The following is a 17,637-nucleotide window of genomic DNA, read 5'->3' on the forward strand; positions in this document are numbered from 1 at the left end:
GCCCTTGACGTTCTTCTTGGCCAGCAGCGGCGGGGCCAGGTGGTGCACCAGCTTGTAGTCGCCGTCGAACTGCGCGGCCACCTTGTCGAGGAACTTCTGGTCGGTGTGCAGACGGGCAACTTCGTACTCGTCCTTGTAGGCCATCAGCTTGAACAGATAGCGGGCCACGGCCTCGCTCAGCTTGCTACTGCCCAAGGGGCTTTCAGCGGCGCGCACCTTCTCGACGAAGGCCTTGTAGGTCTCGGCGTAGGCGCTGTCTTGGTAGTCCACCAGGAAGTCAACGCGCTTGGACATGATCTCGTCCAGGCTTTCGCGCTTGACGATCTGGATCACTTGCGTCGCAGCAAACAAAGCCTGCACAGCCGCCAAGTTATGCGCGCAGCGACGACCCCACTCGAAGGCGATCTTGTTGTTCTCGATCTGCACATTGTTCAGCTCGATAGCTCGCATCAGCGCGGCATAGCTGAGCGGCACGCGCCCTTGCTGCCAGGCGTAGCCCAGCATCAGCGGATTCGTGTAGAGCGAGTCGCCGACCAGCTTGACGGCCACTTCTTCGGCGTCAAACATGCCCACGCCGTCCTTGCCCACAGCGGCGGCCACGGCGCTTTCGCAAGCGGCGCCAGGGAAGCTCCAGTTGGCATCATTCACCAGCGAAGCGGTCGGTGAGCCGTGGGTGTTCAGCGCCACAAAGGTGCGGCCTTCGCGCATCACCGCCAGCGTGGTCTTGTTGGCAGCCACGATGGAGTCACAGGCGATCACCAGGTCCGCTTCGGCGGTGCCCACCTTGGTGCAGTGGATGGCATCCTCGGTGTTGGCGATCTGGATATGGCTCCAGGTGCTGCCGCCCTTTTGCGCCAAACCGGCCGCGTCTTGGGTGATCACGCCCTTGCCTTCCAGGTGGGCGGCCATGCCCAGCAGCTGGCCGATGGTGATGACGCCGGTGCCGCCGACGCCGCCGACCACAATGCCCCAGGCCTTCTCGGGGTTAGGAATCAGCGGCTGGGGCAGGGTGCCCAGCGTGGCATCAAAGGGGCTGAGGCGCTTGTCCTTCTTGGGCTTCTTCAGTTCGCCGCCTTCGACCGTGACGAAGCTGGGGCAGAAACCCTTGACGCAGGAATAGTCCTTGTTGCAAGTGTTCTGGTTGATTTGACGCTTGCGGCCAAACGGGGTGTCCAGCGGCTCAATCGACAAGCAGTTCGACTGGATCGAGCAGTCGCCGCAGCCCTCGCACACCAACTCGTTGATGACCACGCGCTTGGCCGGGTCCACCATCTTGCCGCGCTTGCGACGGCGGCGCTTTTCGGTGGCACAGGTCTGGTCGTAAATGATGGCGGTGGTGCCGGGGATTTCGCGGAACTCGCGCTGGATCGCGTCGAGCTCATCGCGGTGATGCACGGTCACGCCGGGCAGCAGGTTCACACCTTCGTACTTGGCCGGCTCGTCGGTCACGATGACCAGCTTGGCCACGCCCTCGGACGACACGCTTTGCATGATCTGCAAGACCGTGTGGCCCTCGGCGCGCTCGCCCACTTGCTGGCCGCCGGTCATGGCGACCGCGTCGTTGTAGAGAATCTTGTAGGTGATGTTCACGCCGGCGGCAATGCTCTGGCGAATCGCCAAGATGCCGCTGTGGAAGTAAGTGCCGTCGCCCAGATTCGAGAAGATGTGCTTCTCGTCGGTGAAGGCGGCTTGGCCCACCCATGGCACACCTTCGCCACCCATTTGCGTGAAGGTGGCGGTGTTGCGGCCGGGCATCCAGGTGACCATGTAGTGGCAGCCGATGCCGCCCACGGCGCGCGAGCCTTCGGGCACGCGGGTGCTGGTGTTGTGCGGGCAGCCGCTGCAGAACCAGGGCGTGCGGTCGGCGCCGCCGGCGGTTTTCTCTTCGTTCTTGAGCGAGGCTTCTTTGGCGTCGATGATGGCCACGCGGGCGTCCAGGCGGGCGGCCACATCGGCGTCCACGCCCAGCTTCTTCAGGCGCTTGGCGATGGCGCGGGCAATGATGGCCGGGGTCAGGTCAGCTTGCGGGCGCAGCAGCCAGTTCTTGCTCGGGTTGGCCATGCCCCATTCGCCGCCGAGTGCGCCGGAGTCGGCATCGTCGTCAAACTTGCCCAGCACATGCGGGCGCACATCGGGGCGCCAGTTGTAGAGCTGTTCCTTGATTTGGTATTCGATGACCTGGCGCTTTTCTTCAACGACCAAGATCTCTTGCAGACCGTCGGCAAAGTCGCGGGTGATGGTCGCTTCCAGCGGCCACACCACATTGACCTTGTGCAGGCGGATGCCCAGGCGGCGGCAGGTGTCGTCGTCCAGGCCCAGGTCGTGCAGGGCTTGACGGGTGTCGTTGTAGGCCTTGCCGGAGGCGATCAGACCGAAGCGATCCTGCTTGGTCTCAATGATGTTGTAGTTCAGCTTGTTGGCGCGCACATAGGCCAGGGCGGCATACCACTTGTGGTCCATCATGCGGGCTTCTTGATCCAGCGGTGGATCGGGCCAGCGAATGTGCAGGCCACCGGCCGGCATGGGGAAGTCTTCCGGCAGGATGATCTTGACGCGGTCCGGGTCCACGCTGACCGAGGCCGACGATTCCACAATCTCCTGAATCGTCTTCATGCCCGACCACAGGCCCGAGAAGCGGCTCATGGCAAAGGCGTGCAAGCCCATGTCCAGAATGTCTTGCACGCTGCTGGGGAAGAACACCGGGAAGCCGGCGGCCTTGAAAACGTGGTCGCTCTGGTGCGCGGCGGTCGAGCTCTTGGCGATATGGTCGTCGCCGGCCACGGCGATCACGCCGCCATGCTTGGAGGTGCCGGCCATATTGGCGTGTTTGAACACGTCAATGCTGCGGTCCACGCCCGGGCCTTTGCCGTACCAGATGCCGAACACGCCGTCGTACTTGGCCTTCTCCGGGAACAGGGCCAACTGCTGCGTGCCCCAGACGGCGGTGGCGCCCAGTTCTTCATTGACGCCCGGCTGGAAAACGATGTTTTGCTTGGCCAGATGCTTCTTAGCGGCTTGCAGCGCCTGGTCATATCCACCCAGCGGCGAACCCCGGTAGCCCGACACAAAGCCGGCGGTGTTGAGGCCGGCGATGGCGTCGCGGGTGCGCTGCAACATCGGCAGTCGCACGAGGGCCTGCACCCCGCTCATGAACGCGCGACCGCTGTCCAGCGCGTATTTATCGTCCAGCGTCACTTTTTCTAGCGCGCGCAGGATGTGGTCGGGCAAAGGTGCATTCATGGTGGTGTCGCTCTTTTGTCTCTTGGGGGTTCCGGGTGGGCTGTGCGCTGCTTGTGGCGGCGCCGCCCCCGTCAATATCGGCAGTATTACCGGGCATGGGAGTGTAGGCAAAGCGCGCCCGCAGGTGCTTTCTCTTTGCTGTTGTTTTTACGTGGGTGGCGCAACAATGTTTCGTGCGTTGATCTGTTTTGGTCAGATTTACATCTGAATTCATTGGTTGGCAGAAAGCCGGAGGGGTTTTGTGGTTAAAACCAGCATTTCCACCAAAAAAGCAATCCTTGACGGTCTCGGCCGTGGCGCGGGTGCCTCGGTGTCCGAAGAAGCCGAATTGGACACCGGCGCCGGGGGCGGCCTGGACCGCTATCACATCGCCATCCTCGGCGAGCTGCAGCGCGATGCGCGCCTGTCCAATGCCGAGTTGTCGGCCCGCATCGGCCTGTCCACCGCGCCCACTTGGCGCCGGGTGCGTTGGCTGGAAGAGCAGGGCTTCATCACCGGCTACCGCGCGGAGATCGATCGGCGCAAGGTGGGCCTCGGCGTCTTGGCCTTTGTGCGGGTGGATGCGGACCGCAACAACGGCGCCTCCACCAAACCGCTGGAGGATGCGATCCGTGCGCTGCCCGAGGTCATCAGCTGCCACTACATTTCGGGTGCGGGCACTTTTGAGCTGCAAGTCCTGGCCACCGATCTGGACGCCTTCAGCCGCTTCACCATCGATGTGTTGCTCAACCTGCCTAACGTCAAAGATGTACACACCAGTTTTTCGCTGGGCGAGGTGAAGGCCGGGGCATTGACACCATTGGCGCATCTGACCGGCAAGTGAGGGAGTCTGTCAGCGCATGAGCCAGTTTCATTCATTGATGGCGGTGGTTGCCGCCATCGTCTTGTTCATCTATGGCCTGCAGGGTTTCAGCCGCGAGCTGCAGGCCGTTGGGGGCGAAGCCATGCAGCGCTGGCTGGCGCGCATCACTGAAAACCGTTGGAAGGGCTTTGCCGTTGGCGCCTTGGCCACCGCCTTGGTGCAGTCCAGCAGTGCCATCAGCTCTTTGACGGCGGCCTTGGTGGATGCCTCGGCCATCTCCTTTCGCGCGAGCCTGGGCGTTTTGCTGGGCGCCAATGTGGGCACCACGGCCACCGCCTGGCTGGTGTCTTTCAAGCTCACCTCGATCGGCCCCTTGTTCATCGGCTTTGGGGGCTTTGTGCTCGGCCCTGCCGCCGCGCATTCGGCTGCTGGGCAAGTCGGTGTTTTATTTCGGTCTGATCTTTTTTGCTTTGGATTTGATCTCCGCGCAACTCAAGCCTCTGCAGCAAGAGCCGCTGTTCATCGAGTGGTTGGCGCTGGCGCAAGCGCCTTGGCTAGGCCTGGTGACCGGCCTGGTGTTCACCGCCTTGGTTCAATCCAGTAGCGTCACCAGCGGCGTGGCCATTTTGCTGGCGCAACAAGGCGCTTTGCCGGTGGAGGCGGCCATTCCTATCGTGGTGGGCGCCAATGTGGGCTCCACCTCGACGGCTCTGTTGGCCAGCCTGGGCATGGGGGCGGTGGCGAGGGCCACGGCCTTCGCCAATGCCTTGTTCAACGGCATCGGCGCCGTGCTGTACTTTCCGTTCCTGGCGGCCTTCTCGCACGCCATGGTGTCGATCGCCTCCGATCCGGGTCTGGCTGTCGCCAGCGCTCACCTGGTGTTCAACCTCAGCATCAGCTTGGCGTTTCTTGTCGCCATGCCTTGGTTTGAGCCATGGTTGCGGCGTCGCTTGTTGAGTGTTTGAGAGCTGATGTTTCTATGCGCTAATGCATTGATGCGAGGCATCGTCCTTCTCACCGCTTGCGGCCTGCTCTTTGCAGGCCATGGCGCTCGCGCAGCCGAGCCCGTAGATCAGCCGGCATGGCATGCGTCGGACGACGGCCTCAAGGTGGTCGACAGCGGCACTCAGCAGATCTGGCAACGCTGTGTTGCCGGCATGTCTTGGAATGGCAAGACCTGTGTGGGTGAGCCCATTTTGATGACGCGCGCCGAGGCTGTGGCCTGGGCCAGTAGCATCGCCAAGGCGGACGGGCAAGCTTGGCGCTTGCCTCGCGTGGCGGAGTTGAAACGCTTGGTCAGCCAAACCGGTGGGCGCGCCGGGCCGGGAGCCGTGCTTTTTCCGGCCGCACCGGCGGGCTGGTACTGGTCGGTCACCGCCAGCATTGATACCGCGCATGTCAACCAGTATGACTACGCCAATATCGCCCGCGGTCGAACCAACGAAAACGCCAATCGCTTGTCTGTTCGATATGGCTGGGCCGTGCAGATGACAACGGGCGAGGCCCGTGCCGACGTCGACAAACTCAGCAAACTGGCCGTTCGACTGGTGCGATCCCCGGCCTGACCGGCCCAGACCGGCAAGACGTGATTGTGGGACGCTGACCACGCAGCAATGACTCGCTTCGGTGTCCACGCTAACGGCTGAATCTATTGCTCCCGGGTTGATGTAGCTCGAACGCGCGCCCAGCCTCAGGCCCAGCATCGATCCGGCCCGTCGCCGTCTATTGCTGGCGGTGCAGGAGTACGGCAAGTCCTCCCTGACGCGAGGACTTGCCTTGCCAAGGCCCAAACAGCAACTGGATTGCAGCAGACCATGAGGACCATGACGAACGTCCAGAATGTGCGGTGCCGACTAATCTTGGGAGCTTGCGGCATCTGTCGGTGCAGCGTTTGAGTGGCAGGTAGGAAACCAGGCCTTGTATGTTTTTGATCACTTTTTCGAGCAAGCAAGCACCGTGATTGAAGAAACCCGGATTCAACGTGGCTTTGCCGATGCCCATCGCCACACAGTGGCCCAGTTGTATGACGCGGCCTTCGGGTCCAAACTTGCTCTCGCCATCCCTGAGGAGAAAAAACGCCTGGCAGTTCTGGCTGCAGGTTTTGACCCGCAGTTCGCCTTGCTTGCCTGGCGAGGCGATGTCGTGCTGGGGGTGGCCGGATTCAAAACCGACCGAGGTGCGTTCACTGGGGCGCTTTGTTGGCGGTTTTTGCGTGCCAAGCTGGGGCTTTGGGGGGCAGTGCGCGCCATGCTGGTCCTCAGTTTGTTTGAACGCGAGGCGGCGCCGAATCAGCTCTTGATGGATGGTATTGCGGTTGCGCCCTCGGCCCGGGGCGGTGGTTTGGGTCGCGGCTTGTTGAGTGCACTGGCCAAGCATGCGGCCGAGCATGGTTATCAAAGCATTCGCCTTGATGTCATTGATACCAATCCTGGCGCGCGCCGTTTGTATGAGCGCATGGGCTTCGTGGCGTGGAGAACCGAGCGCTTCGAGTATCTGCAGTGGTTTCTTGGTTTTTCCGCTGCGACGCAGATGGTCCTGCCAATCACTCGGAGCGAAGTGCCGCAAATCGCCGCGTCAACAGACGCGCAGTACTGGAATCCCTTGGTGCCTGAGTTGACCGTGCGTTGTTTGGAGGCGTCCCTGAGCTTCTACACGGCCGTGGGCTTTCGCGTGCGCTTTCAGCGGGAATCACCGCCCTTTGCCTACTTGGAGCTTGGTCAGGCGCAGTTGATGCTGGAGCAAGAACACGCCGAAGGTTGGTGCGTGGCGGAGTTGGAGCGCCCTCTGGGCCGGGGTGTCAATTTCCAGATCGAAGTGGCCGCCATCCAGCCGTTGTTGACAGCGCTTCAGAACCTAGGGGTGCAGCCTTTTCAAGCGCCGGAAGAGAGTTGGTACCGGGTGTCAGCGTCGATCGAGGAGGGACAGCAGGAGTTTCTGGTGCAAGACCCCGATGGCTATCTGTTGCGCTTCGTCCAGCCTTTGGGGGCGCGCCGCATAGGCCGCGCGTGAGCGCGCCTTCGCATCAAGGTTTTGCTTGCGCGGCCTGCGCTTCCTGTGCCTCGGCCATGTGCTTGCGGTAGCTGTCCAGCACCCTGGGGCTGCGGCCGGCGGCTTCGCCCAAGCTCAGCGCGCGGCGGAACTCGGCCTGTGCCTCGGCATGGCGGCCGAGCTTCATGAGCACTTCGCCATGGCTGTCAGCGGCGTTGTCTGACTTGTCGTAAAGCCGGGCATTCGCGCGCAAGACCCAAGCGGCCATTTGCACGCGCGGCGCCACTTGGCCATTGCCGAGGATGGCATAACCGGCATTGTTGACGTCAGCTTCATTGAGATTTGGCGCCCGGATGGCGAGGTCCACGGGCGCTTGCGGATCGGCCGCGCTGGCAGCGGCTTGCAAGTCTTGATGGAGCTTGGCGCGGGCGGCTTCGATGGCGCGGCGCTGGGCTTGCTCTTGCGCCAGTCGAATCACTTGGTCGACGGCTGCCACCACCAACTGCGGCTCATCAAACTGGATATGGTGGCCGCTGACTGGCGTCAGCACATGCGCGCCATTGCTGAATTGGCTGAAGAACTCGGTGTGCAACTGGCGCCAGGCGGCCATGCCGGCGGGCGTGTGCAAAAGCACTTCGGGCTTGGTATAGCGCTTGGTGGACGTCAAAACCACGGCGGGCACGTCGGGCAGGCGGGCCGTGCCCTTGTTGTCGATGGCCGGCAGCTTGCCCGCGTCCATGATGCTTTGGATGTAGCGCAGGTCGGCGCGGAACTTTTCCGGCGCGCCTTTTTCTAGCTGCGCCTGCTCAGCGGCCAAACGCTGCGCATCGAGCGGTTTGAGCACTTGGTCGTAGCGCTCATGCGCGGGGTCTACGAAGACCAGTCCGGCGATCTGCTCCGGGTGGCGGCTGGCAAAGTCACGGATCAAAAACGCGCCGTAAGAATGGCCGACCAGCACATAGGGCGGCGGCAACTGGGCGGCCTGCAAAAGCGCCGATAGGTCGCGGCCGCTTTGCTGCAGGCTGACCGGAGCCGGGCTGGGCTCGCTTTGGCCATAGCCGGCGCGCGAGTAAACCAAGACCTTGGCGCGCGACGTCAGTTGCGGTGCCACCCGGCGCCAGGCGCTCAGGTCCATGCTGAAACCCGACTCAAAAACCACGGTCGCTTCACCCTGGCCCATTTGGACGGCATGCAGTTTGCGGCCGCCAATATCGACCAGCTGCTCCTTCGGGGCCGAGGGCGCTTGGGCCATCGCGGCAAGGCTCAGACCGCTGAGCAACAGAGCCGCGGCACCGCGGCTGAGCGCGTTCTTCAAAGCGCCTTGCGGCCAGATCGAGAGGGTGTTCATGGTGGGAGAGTCGAGCGGAGCGTGTTGGAGATGAAGGCCCGACTCTATGGGGGCATTCGTTCGCTGGCTCGCTGTATGCGCCGAAGCGGCGCAGCACAGGGACAGACGGTCAAAAAGCGGGAGTGGCCGGGCTTGGAAAAAGAGGGCCGACCTGTTCGCCAGCGCACAGACGCGTGCATGGCAGGCTGCCACGCTGGCACTGGGCGCTTGCAGCAAGACAGCGGAGCCCGGCAGTGCCGCAGCGCCATTACTACCGCCCACCGCGGCCGGCCCGGGCAATGTGTCAGACCTCGATGTGACCGAGCATGTGAAAACCGCGCTGCAAAGCGATCCAGCGCTGAAGGGTTTTGACATTCAGGTGATCACGCTCAAGGGCGATGTCCGCCTGATTGGCGTGTTAGACAGCCAGGCCCAGATTGATGAGACCCTGCGTATCGCGCGTGCCGCCGAAGGGTCGCACAGCATCCATGACGAGCTGATGCTGAAGAGATAAGAGCTAAGGCGGGCTGGGAGAGGCGCTCTTGCGCCCGCCCTGAATCAGGACTTTTGAGCCGCCGCAGCGCGGGCTTCATCGGCGTGCATGTGGCCGATGAAGTAGCGCACATAAAAGGCGCCCATCGCAAGCACGATGCCGATGGTGGCTGCGCTGAAGAGGCCGACGTCGCTGCTGAAAAGATCCATGAAGAGTTTCATTTGTGCTCCTTGGGGTGCTGAAGGCGGGGCCCTCTTGGTGGTATTGATTAAAGGCCTTGCGGCGCCGGGCGCTTCTGACTTGGCTCAAGCTTTTCGCCCTTGCTGCAGCTGTGAGCCGGTGCTTGGTGCTCGCGTTTGCGCTGGATCAATGGAGTTTGGGGTTTGCCCTGCGTTCGGCGGGGCAAGCGTTCGGGCAGGCCAGGGCTCAGTCTTCCGAATCCGTGCTTCAGAATCCGCGCATCAGAACTCTGGCGCTCCCTCTCTTGGGGCTGCTGCGGCCTCGCTGGGGCTTGAGCTCGATTTCGTCTGACAGCGGAGGGCTCCTGCGCGTATGCTGAGCGCCATGTGGCACGCCAAACTCACCCCATCCGGCCCTCGCCGGGCGCTCTTGATCAGCCTTGGCCTGAGCTTGGCCGCCTGGCATGGTGCCTCGGCGCAAAGCGGTGGCAGCAAGACGGCGGGCCTGCCAGCCACCAATTTTTGGATCGAACTGCGTTGGGTGGACAGCAGCGTCAGTGCCGCCGCCGTGACCGCAGTTCGCGAAGGCGCGGTGGTGGTGGGGACGGCCGGTTCGGTGTCGCCACGCGGTGGCGCCAGCCTCAGTACCCAGCGGCGTGAAGACCATGGTGGGCAGGTGCAGCGGCTGCTGGTCTTGAACGGCCATCCGGCTTCGGTGCAGTTCACCGAAACCGTGCCCATGCAGTGGTTGGACTTTGGCATTCAGGTCGATGTGCAGGCGAGTCTGCAAGCGCCGGGGTCGGCCTCGGGCAAGGTTGTGGCCGTACCGCGCAGCGGCTTCACCGAACACACCCAAGGCTTCAAGGTCACCCCGCAATGGCCGGGTGGTCAGGCGCCGGTGCGGCTGGAAGTGAGTGTGCAGTCTCCGACCTCTCAGGCCCCGGCGGCCCAGGGTGGGCACGCGATGGCGCAGACCACGGTGCTCAGCACGGTAGCGGCGCCCTTGGGCGCATGGGTGACCGTGGCCCGCAGCGGCGCCAGCGTCCAAAGCCGTGAGCGCGGCGTGCTCAGCACCCGCGATGCGGAAACCCAGCGCAGCCGGGACCTGCAGATTCGGGTTGATATGGCGCCCTGATCCGCTGCAGAGCAGGGGCGAGCAGCGCACCGCCCTTCAGCGAATCTTAATAATTGGTATCAGATTGGCATTCTTTCCGGTGATAGGCTCAAGCCTTGACTCCGGAGTTGCCGATTGAAGACCTCAGCCCTTGTTCTTGCCCTCAGCCTGGGCTTTTCCGCGCATACCAGCACACAGGCCGGTGAATCGCCATCCGCGCTCTTCAGCGCCAAGCCCATGGCCTTCGAGCGCACCAGCGCCAAGGTGGTTGGCGTTTACGTGCCGATGTGGGAAAGCACCGCGGTGGTCGACCGCATCAAGCCCGGTAGCGTGACCCATCTGCTCTACGCTTTTTTGCGCCTGTGCGGACCTGGGCAACTGCCCAAGGACGCGCCCAAATGCGAAGGCAAGAAAGACTTTGAACTCACCAGCGCCGGCGTGGAAAAGCGCTTTGATGCGGCCTTCACCCGCCTGAAGGCCCGCGAGCCGCAGGTGCAGGTGCTGGCCTCGGTGGGCGGCTGGGGCGGCTCGGACGGCTTCTTCCATCTGGCCAATGATCCGGCCCGCCGCGCGGTGTTCACCGCTTCGGCTGTTCAATTCCTGCGCGAGCACCCCGGCTTCGACGGCATCGACATCGACTGGGAGCATCCCGGTGATAACGGCGCTTCCAACGGGGTACAGCTGGGCAGCCCCGCCGACGGACAGGGTTATGCCGACCTGATGCATGACTTGCGCCGCGCGCTCGACCAACTCACGGCAGAAACCGGTCGCCCCTATGCGGTGACCACGGCCATCAACACGACCCAGCCGGTGGTCAAACGCATCAACTTCAAGCGCGCCGCCGAGGCCTTGGATCTGGTGTTCATGATGACTTACGACTTCTACGGCAGTTGGTCCAAGGTGGCTGGCAACCACAGCACCTTGCGAAGCTCGGCGCCGGAGGCTGACGACAGCATCGAACGCTCGGTCAAAAACCTCGAGGAAGCCGGTGTGCCGCGCGCCAAGATGGTGGCCGGCGTGGCGATGTATGGGCGGGGCTTTACCGGCGTGGACAAGCCGAAGACGGGGGCGGCCAAGACCGGCAGCTACCCCGGCGCGGATGGCTCGGCCACCTATCGCCAAATCGCCAGCCGCTACCTGGGCGCGAAGGGGCAGGGCTTGAATGGCTACAAAGCCGTGTTCGATGCCCAGACCCAGGCGTGGAACCTGTTTCACCCGCAGCACAAGCTGTGGATGGGCTATGACGATCCGCGCGCGGTGCTGCTCAAGGGCGAGTACGTGCGCAAGCAGGGCCTGGCGGGCCTGTTCGCCTGGGAACTCAGCCAGGACAACGGCGACCTGCTGAATGCCATGAACCTGGGCGTGGGGCACTTGCCCGTCAAGGCGCCGTAATTAATCCCACCCAGCCCGGCATTGAGGCTGGGTTTGCGCTAGCTCATGAACGGGGGCTGCGGGCGCGGCAAGATGGTGTTGACAAGGCTGACCAGGCCCTTCACGCCGGCTGGGTGTGAGGGCTTGGCAAGGCCTTCAACCCGGAGTCTTGCTATGACCTATGCACCCAAGCGATTGCTGCTGATTCAAGGCCACCCCGATCCAGCGGGTGGTCATTTTTGCCATGCCTTGGCGCAAAGCTATGCCGATGCCGCCCTTGCGGCCGGTCATCAGGTGCGCCGAGTCGAAATCGCGCAACTGGACTTTCCGCTCTTGCGCAGCCAAACCGAATGGGAGCACGGCGAAACGCCGCAGGCTTTGCAGCAGGCCCAGCAAGACATCGCCTGGTGTCAGCACCTGATGCTCTTGTTTCCGCTGTGGCTGGGCGATATGCCGGCCTTGCTGAAGGGATTTCTGGAGCAGGTGGCGCGACCTGATTTCGCCTTCCAAAAAGACGGCGGCCCCAATCCTTTCGGTCAGAAAAAACTGCGTGGGCGTTCGGCCCGCGTGCTGGTGACGATGGGCATGCCGGCCTTGGTGTACCGCTACATCTTCCGCGCCCACAGTGTCAAATCGCTGGAGCGCAATGTGCTGGGATTCGTCGGTTTTGGTCCGATTCACGAGACCTTGATCGGCGGCATGGGTTCCATCAGCGCAGCCGATCGCCTCAAGCACCTGGAAAAGCTGGCCGAACTCGGTCGCAAAGGTGACTGAGCGGAACTCGACGCTTCAGACGCCCTGAGACCCGCTCACCAAGGCAAGACCTCGCCGGTGTAGCTCAGAAAATGCCCGGAGTCGGCCGGTGTCAAGCGGCCCAGCACGGTCAGCATTTCCGCTGCCGCTTGGCTGGCGGGGCGCCCAATCTCCGCGCCCCGGAACGGGGCCGACAGCGCCGAACTGACCGTGCCGGGGTGCAGGGCCACCAGCACGGTATGCGGCTGAGTCCGGCGCAACTCAATCGCTGCGGTCTTCACCAACATATTGAGCGCAGCCTTGGAGGCGCGGTAGCTGTACCAGCCGCCGAGACGGTTGTCTTCAATGCTGCCCACCTTGGCCGAGAGCAAGGCCATCAGCGCTTGCTGCTTGTCCAGCAAGGGCGTGAAGTGCCGCATCAGCAGGGCCGGCCCCAGGGTGTTGACGCTGAAGTTGTTCAGCATCTGCGCGTAGCTGAGCTGCGAAAGCTGCTTCTCCGGCATTTGCTGGGCTTGATGCAGCAGCCCGGCGGCGTTGATGATCAGGTGAAAAGGCCCGGCGCTCTTGAGCGCATCGGCAGCCGCGGCAATCGAAGCTTCTTGGGCAAAGTCGATCGGAATGGACGATTGGCGATGCAGGCCCAGCACCTCGGCGCAGCGCGGGTCTTGCTGCAAGGCTTGCTGAAAAGCCTCGCCGATGGCGCCACTGGCACCCACGATCAGGGCACGAAAGCCCTCCGGCAGCTGCATCAGTGGCGATTCACTCATTGCCAGCCCTGGCGCCACTGCGCGTCGTCCTTCAGGTCGCGCCAGGCGATGCGGCGGCTCCGGCCGGAGTGAATCGCCTCAATCTCGACCCAAGCCAGTTCGGCCGTCCGCGGTGGATTGGCGGCGTCCACCGGTTCCGCCTCGATCAGGCGTGTCACCAAAAAGTGCTTTTCCTTGCACTCGGGCTGGCGGGCCGTCCATTTGCTGAGCAGCAACTTCTTGGGGTGAATGCGGTTCATGGGGGCGAGACTAGCTCAGAACGGGCGACTGCCTAAGAGATTGCGTGGATGGCGCAGTCAGCCGTCAGGAGATTCGCGGCCGGCCTGCAGGCGCTGAGCGGCTGGTGCAGGATGCTGCGTGATCCGCGAGTCGCGCCATTGGCCGACTTTCGCCGTGGGTGGTTGGGATGAATGGTGTGTGGATTGGACAAGGAATGACTTCAAGTTTGCGTATTGCCGTGATCGGGTCTGGAATGGCGGGCCTGTCTTGTGCCGTCCACCTGCAGGCGGCGGGTCACCAAGTCACGGTCTTCGACAAGAGTCGTGGCGTCGGGGGGCGCATGAGCACCCGGCGGACCGAAGCATGGCAATGCGATCACGGCGCGCAGTACTTCACCGCCCGAAGCGAAGCATTTCGCGCCGAGCTGGCGCGCTGGGTGCAGGGGGGTGTGGCCGCTTTGTGGACGCCGCGCTTGCAGGTCTTCGGCGATGTCGCCGCGCATCGCCCGGACGCCAACTTGCAACGCTGGGTGGGGGCACCGCAGATGACGGCCCCGGCGCAATGGCTGGCTCAGGGTTTGACCCTGCATCTCGAAACGCATGTGCAGGGCTTGCGGCGTGAAGCCCAGGGCTGGCGTTTGCTGGGTGATGCAGCAAGGGTGCTGGACGGCGCCTTCGACCGCGTGGTTCTGGCCTTGCCCGCCCCCCAGGCGGCGCATTTGCTGACCAGCTGTTCGCAGGCGCAGGACCTGGCCGCGCACGCCGACGCCGTGCGCATGCGCGGCTGCTGGGCCTTGATGCTCCACTATGCCCAGCCCTTGGACCTGGGGTTTGACGCCGCCTTTGTCAACACCGGACCGCTGCGCTGGGTGGCGCGCAACAGCAGCAAACCGGGTCGAGTCGGCGCCGAGACATGGCTTTTGCACGCCCACGCCGATTGGAGCGATCAGCGTCTGGATCTGTCGAGTGAGCTGGTGGCGCAACAGATGCTGGCCGCATTTGCCGCTTTGGGTGGGCCGGCGCCAGCCGCTTGGGTGGTTCACCGCTGGCTGTATGCCGATACGGGGCCTGAAGCGCTGGCCGACGATGCTGCTCGGGCCGACCGGGGCAGCGCTTGCCTTTGGCGGCCAGAACTTGCGTTAGGTCTTTGTGGCGACTGGTTGAACGGCGGCAAGGTTGAAGGGGCATGGTTGAGTGGGCGCGCGCTTGCGGCGCAGATCATGGCAACTTGAGCCTGGCGCACAGGCATTCCCCTGGGGCGAATACGGGTAGCCAGAACGCGAGCGTGCGGCACAATTTGCCGTAGGAAACTAGTGCTATGTCGCCTTGGGGAGTTGATGATGCCGGCTGTGCCAGTGCCCGACCGGGAGTCTGAACGACTGAGTGCCTTGCGCCGTCTGGCGGTGCTAGACAGCCAGCCCGATCCGGAGTTTGACGCTTTGGTGCAGGCCGCGGCATTGGCTTGTGACAGTCCGATTGCGCGGATCAGCCTGGTGGACGAAAAGCGCGTCTGGTTCAAGGCCGGGGTCGGGCTCGAGGGCCTGGATGAACTGCCCCGGGACGAAGCCTTTTGCTCCTACGCGCTGATGGCGGACGGGCTTTTCGAGGTCGAGGACGCCAGTCTTGACTCGCGCTTTCGTGATCTTCCCGCCGTTCAAGGGGCCGTGGGCCTGCGTTCTTATGCCGGCGTTGTCCTGCGCCTGCGCAGCGGCGAGGCGATCGGCACGCTGTGCGTGATGGACCGACGCCCGAGGCGCTTGAGCGCCGAGCAGTCAGCCGTTTTGACTCATTTGGCGGACGCGGTCGTTCATGCGCTGGAATTGCAGCAGCGCATGCAGATTGAATTGGGATTGGCGGCCGACTTGGCCGAGCGAGATGCATGGTTTCGCACCCTCAACGAGGCGGCGCCGGTGGGTATTTTTCACACCAACTCCAGCGGCGCCTGCACCTACACCAACCCTCGCTGGCAGGAGATCTTTCGCCTGAGCCTGGCCGAAAGCCTTCAGCAAGGGTGGATAGCGGCGGTGCATCCGCTCGACCGAGCGCAGGTCTTGCAGCACTGGCTGGCTTGTGCGCGCTCGCAACGCGAGTTTGAGATGGAGTATCGGGTCCTGCCTCCGGGCGGTGGCTTGCGTCATGTCCATGTTCGCAGCCGTCCCGTGCTGGGCAAGTCGGGCGAGCTGATCGGCCATGTGGGGGCGGTGGAAGACATCAGCGAGCGCCTGCTCGCGCAAGAGCAGCTGCGCAATAGCGAGGCGCGCTTGAGCATGGCCTTGGACAGCGGGCGCATCGGCATCTGGGAATTGGATCTGCAGAGCGGGGCCTTGGTCTGGGATGACTGGATGCACCGTCTCTACGGCATGCTGCCCAGTGCCGAGCCGATCCACTACAGCACCTGGGCGGAACGATTGCATCCGGAAGACCGAGTGCGGGCCGAGCGCGACGTGCAAGAGGCCGTCAAGGGTTTGAAGCCTTTTGATACCGAGTTCCGCGTCATCTGGCCCGATGGCAGCGTTCATCACCTGCGCGGCTCGGCTCGGTTGGTGCATGACGAGCAGGGTCGGGTCTTGCGCATGGTCGGCACCAATTGGGATCTGACCCAGATCCGTCGTCTGGCGGAGGAGATGGCGGCGCGCATGGGCGCGGTATTGGCCGATCAGCATGAATTGTTGCTGGTGACCTTGCGCTCCATTGGTGATGCGGTCATCACCACCGATGCCCATGGGCAGGTGGTTTGGATGAATCCGACCGCCGAACGCCTGACGGGCTGGAGTGCCGATGAGGCCAAGGGCCGAGCGCTGGAGCAGGTGTTTCATATCATCGACGAGCACACCCGTGCGGTGACGCCGAACCCGGTGCAGCTGTGTTTGCAAGAGGGCAAGACCTTGGCGCAGGCGCGGCACAGCCTGTTGGTTTCACGACAAGGCGAGGAGTACGGGGTGCAAGACTCGGTGGCGCCGATCCGCAATGATCGGGGCGAGGTCTTCGGGGTGGTGCTGGTTTTTCATGATGTGACCGAGCAGCGGCGCCTGAGCGGCGAGATGCATTACCGCGCCACCCATGATCCGCTCACCGGGCTGATCAACCGCGGCGAGTTCGAGTTGCGTCTGCGCCGGGTGCTGGAGCAGGCGCAGGGCGACCGCAGCCAGCATGCGCTGCTCTACATCGATCTGGATCAATTCAAACTGGTCAACGATGCCTGCGGGCATGCGGTTGGTGATCAGCTCTTGCAGCAGGTCTCAAAAATTCTGGGCGAAGCGGTGCGCAACCGGGATACCTTGGCCCGATTGGGCGGGGATGAGTTCGCGGTGCTGCTGGAACATTGCTCGCCGACGCAGGCGCAACGGGTCGCCCAGCAGGTCTGTGACCGCATGGAGGACTTCCGCTTCGTGCATGACCAGCGGCGCTTCCGCATCGGCGCCAGCATCGGCTTGGTGCCGATCAACAAGCGTTGGTCGAACACAGCGGCGATATTGCAAGCCGCTGACACGGCCTGTTATGCGGCCAAGGATTCGGGGCGCAACCGGGTGCACACCTGGTTCGATACCGATCAGGCCATGCATGCCCGTCATGGTGAGATGCAATGGACCACCCGTATCGAGCATGCGCTGGATGAAGACTTGTTCGTGCTCTTTGCCCAGCGCATCGAGACCATGGACTTGCAAGAGCCTTCTGGCGGCGCGCCGCTGGGTCTGCATGCCGAAGTCCTGCTTCGCATGGTCGATGCCGAGGGGCATCTGATCTTGCCGGGGGCATTTTTGCCCGCCGCCGAGCGCTTCAACTTGGCCACCCGAATCGATCGCTGGGTGCTCAGCCGTGTGCTCGCCTGGATGAGCGCGGAACCCCGCTTGGCCGAGGTGGAGATGCTCAGCGTCAATCTCTCGGGCCAATCCATCGGTGACCGCGCTTTTCATCGTTGGGCGCTTGACGCCTTGCGCGAGGCCGGCCCCGATTTGTGCCAACGCCTGTGCCTGGAAATCACCGAGACCGCGGCGATCACCAGTTTGAGCGATGCGGCGCTCTTCATCGAGCAGGTTCGCGAGTTGGGGGTGCGCGGCGCCCTCGATGACTTTGGCGCCGGCGCGTCTTCATTCGGCTATTTGAAGAGCCTGCAGGTGGACTATCTGAAGATCGACGGGCAGTTCGTCCGCGACCTGGTCAGCGACCCCTTGGATGAGGCCGCGGTCCGCTGCTTTGTCGATGTGGCCCAGGTGGTGGGCATGCAAACCGTGGCCGAGTATGTGGACAACCCCGCCGTGTTGCAGCGCCTGCGCGAGATTGGCGTTGATTTTTCCCAAGGTTTCTTGCTGCACCGACCAGCGCCCTTGTCCGCCTTGATCGGGGCCGAGCTGGCCTCCAATCTGCTTGCCGATGCCTGAGTCCGC

General features: G+C 63.4%; 15 protein-coding genes and 1 pseudogene. 11 read left to right on the forward strand and 5 right to left on the reverse strand.

What is annotated here, in order from left to right; all coding sequences use genetic code 11:
* On the reverse strand, nt 1-3,240 hold a 3,240-nt coding region (locus ACOVRJ_RS02420; RefSeq protein ID WP_422042313.1), incomplete at its 3' end, for an indolepyruvate ferredoxin oxidoreductase family protein.
* 310 nt (nt 3,241-3,550) lie between these two features.
* On the opposite strand from ACOVRJ_RS02420, the gene ACOVRJ_RS02425 reads away from it, so the two are divergent.
* From ACOVRJ_RS02425 to ACOVRJ_RS02445, 5 genes and pseudogenes are all read left to right on the forward strand, one after another.
* A complete protein-coding gene (locus ACOVRJ_RS02425; protein ID WP_422042376.1) occupies nt 3,551-4,063 on the forward strand; it encodes an Lrp/AsnC family transcriptional regulator in 513 nt (170 codons plus the stop codon).
* 37 nt (nt 4,064-4,100) lie between these two features.
* Nucleotides 4,101-4,415: pseudogene (locus ACOVRJ_RS02430) on the forward strand (Na/Pi symporter); the annotation flags it as partial.
* A gap of 22 nt (nt 4,416-4,437) precedes the next feature.
* Complete coding sequence (locus ACOVRJ_RS02435) at nt 4,438-5,007, forward strand: Na/Pi symporter (RefSeq protein WP_422042314.1); 570 nt, start codon at nt 4,438-4,440, stop codon at nt 5,005-5,007.
* A gap of 30 nt (nt 5,008-5,037) precedes the next feature.
* Entirely contained in the window at nt 5,038-5,607 is a 570-nt protein-coding gene (locus ACOVRJ_RS02440; RefSeq protein WP_422042315.1) for a DUF1566 domain-containing protein, read from the forward strand.
* Between the two features lie 391 nt (nt 5,608-5,998).
* Nucleotides 5,999-7,051, forward strand: a complete 1,053-nt coding sequence (locus ACOVRJ_RS02445) for a GNAT family N-acetyltransferase (RefSeq protein WP_422042316.1) — start codon at nt 5,999-6,001, stop codon at nt 7,049-7,051.
* 13 nt (nt 7,052-7,064) lie between these two features.
* Here ACOVRJ_RS02445 and ACOVRJ_RS02450 read toward each other — a convergent pair whose 3' ends face one another.
* Nucleotides 7,065-8,378: an alpha/beta fold hydrolase gene (locus ACOVRJ_RS02450; RefSeq protein ID WP_422042317.1), complete on the reverse strand. Its 1,314-nt coding sequence runs from the start codon at nt 8,376-8,378 to the stop codon at nt 7,065-7,067.
* A gap of 295 nt (nt 8,379-8,673) precedes the next feature.
* Here ACOVRJ_RS02450 and ACOVRJ_RS02455 point away from each other — a divergent pair, with 295 nt between their 5' ends.
* On the forward strand, nt 8,674-8,871 hold the full coding sequence (locus ACOVRJ_RS02455) for a BON domain-containing protein (protein ID WP_422042377.1): 198 nt from the start codon (nt 8,674-8,676) through the stop codon (nt 8,869-8,871).
* A 44-nt stretch (nt 8,872-8,915) separates the two neighbouring features.
* Here the strand turns inward: ACOVRJ_RS02455 and ACOVRJ_RS02460 are convergent, their stop codons facing one another.
* The gene (locus ACOVRJ_RS02460) at nt 8,916-9,071 is read right to left on the reverse strand and encodes a DUF3149 domain-containing protein (protein ID WP_422042318.1); all 156 of its coding nucleotides are present in this window, start codon (nt 9,069-9,071) and stop codon (nt 8,916-8,918) included.
* Between the two features lie 343 nt (nt 9,072-9,414).
* Here ACOVRJ_RS02460 and ACOVRJ_RS02465 point away from each other — a divergent pair, with 343 nt between their 5' ends.
* The 3 genes from ACOVRJ_RS02465 (at nt 9,415) to ACOVRJ_RS02475 (ending at nt 12,288) form a co-directional block, all read left to right on the forward strand.
* A complete protein-coding gene (locus ACOVRJ_RS02465; RefSeq protein WP_422042319.1) occupies nt 9,415-10,164 on the forward strand; it encodes a hypothetical protein in 750 nt (249 codons plus the stop codon).
* 114 nt (nt 10,165-10,278) lie between these two features.
* Nucleotides 10,279-11,535, forward strand: coding sequence for a glycoside hydrolase family 18 protein (locus ACOVRJ_RS02470; RefSeq protein ID WP_422042320.1), 1,257 nt, complete (start codon nt 10,279-10,281; stop codon nt 11,533-11,535).
* Nucleotides 11,536-11,688: 153 nt separating this feature from the next.
* Entirely contained in the window at nt 11,689-12,288 is a 600-nt protein-coding gene (locus ACOVRJ_RS02475) for an NAD(P)H-dependent oxidoreductase (protein WP_422042321.1), read from the forward strand.
* Nucleotides 12,289-12,323: 35 nt separating this feature from the next.
* Here the strand turns inward: ACOVRJ_RS02475 and ACOVRJ_RS02480 are convergent, their stop codons facing one another.
* Both ACOVRJ_RS02480 and ACOVRJ_RS02485 read right to left on the reverse strand, forming a co-directional pair.
* Entirely contained in the window at nt 12,324-13,034 is a 711-nt protein-coding gene (locus ACOVRJ_RS02480; protein WP_422042322.1) for an SDR family NAD(P)-dependent oxidoreductase, read from the reverse strand.
* Nucleotides 13,031-13,273: a TIGR02450 family Trp-rich protein gene (locus ACOVRJ_RS02485; RefSeq protein WP_422042323.1), complete on the reverse strand. Its 243-nt coding sequence runs from the start codon at nt 13,271-13,273 to the stop codon at nt 13,031-13,033. Before ACOVRJ_RS02485 ends, ACOVRJ_RS02480 begins: the two co-directional genes overlap by 4 nt.
* 194 nt (nt 13,274-13,467) lie before the next feature.
* On the opposite strand from ACOVRJ_RS02485, the gene ACOVRJ_RS02490 reads away from it, so the two are divergent.
* On the forward strand, nt 13,468-14,484 hold the full coding sequence (locus ACOVRJ_RS02490) for an NAD(P)/FAD-dependent oxidoreductase (RefSeq protein ID WP_422042324.1): 1,017 nt from the start codon (nt 13,468-13,470) through the stop codon (nt 14,482-14,484).
* 108 nt (nt 14,485-14,592) lie between these two features.
* Entirely contained in the window at nt 14,593-17,631 is a 3,039-nt protein-coding gene (locus ACOVRJ_RS02495; RefSeq protein ID WP_422042325.1) for an EAL domain-containing protein, read from the forward strand.
* Nucleotides 17,632-17,637 lie beyond the last annotated feature (6 nt).

The sequence above is a fragment of the Roseateles sp. genome (assembly GCF_049240545.1).
In the GTDB taxonomy this organism is placed as follows: Bacteria; Pseudomonadota; Gammaproteobacteria; order Burkholderiales; family Burkholderiaceae_C; genus Paucibacter_A.

Coding starts and splice junctions, on each gene's coding strand:
- ACOVRJ_RS02465 (WP_422042319.1), top strand. CDS start 9,415: ATGTGGCACGCCAAACTCACCCCATCCGGCCCTCGCCGGGCGCTCTTG.
- ACOVRJ_RS02450 (WP_422042317.1), bottom strand. CDS start 8,378: ATGAACACCCTCTCGATCTGGCCGCAAGGCGCTTTGAAGAACGCGCTC.
- ACOVRJ_RS02440 (WP_422042315.1), top strand. CDS start 5,038: ATGCGAGGCATCGTCCTTCTCACCGCTTGCGGCCTGCTCTTTGCAGGC.
- ACOVRJ_RS02460 (WP_422042318.1), bottom strand. CDS start 9,071: ATGAAACTCTTCATGGATCTTTTCAGCAGCGACGTCGGCCTCTTCAGC.
- ACOVRJ_RS02480 (WP_422042322.1), bottom strand. CDS start 13,034: ATGAGTGAATCGCCACTGATGCAGCTGCCGGAGGGCTTTCGTGCCCTG.
- ACOVRJ_RS02490 (WP_422042324.1), top strand. CDS start 13,468: ATGACTTCAAGTTTGCGTATTGCCGTGATCGGGTCTGGAATGGCGGGC.
- ACOVRJ_RS02485 (WP_422042323.1), bottom strand. CDS start 13,273: ATGAACCGCATTCACCCCAAGAAGTTGCTGCTCAGCAAATGGACGGCC.
- ACOVRJ_RS02475 (WP_422042321.1), top strand. CDS start 11,689: ATGACCTATGCACCCAAGCGATTGCTGCTGATTCAAGGCCACCCCGAT.
- ACOVRJ_RS02495 (WP_422042325.1), top strand. CDS start 14,593: ATGCCGGCTGTGCCAGTGCCCGACCGGGAGTCTGAACGACTGAGTGCC.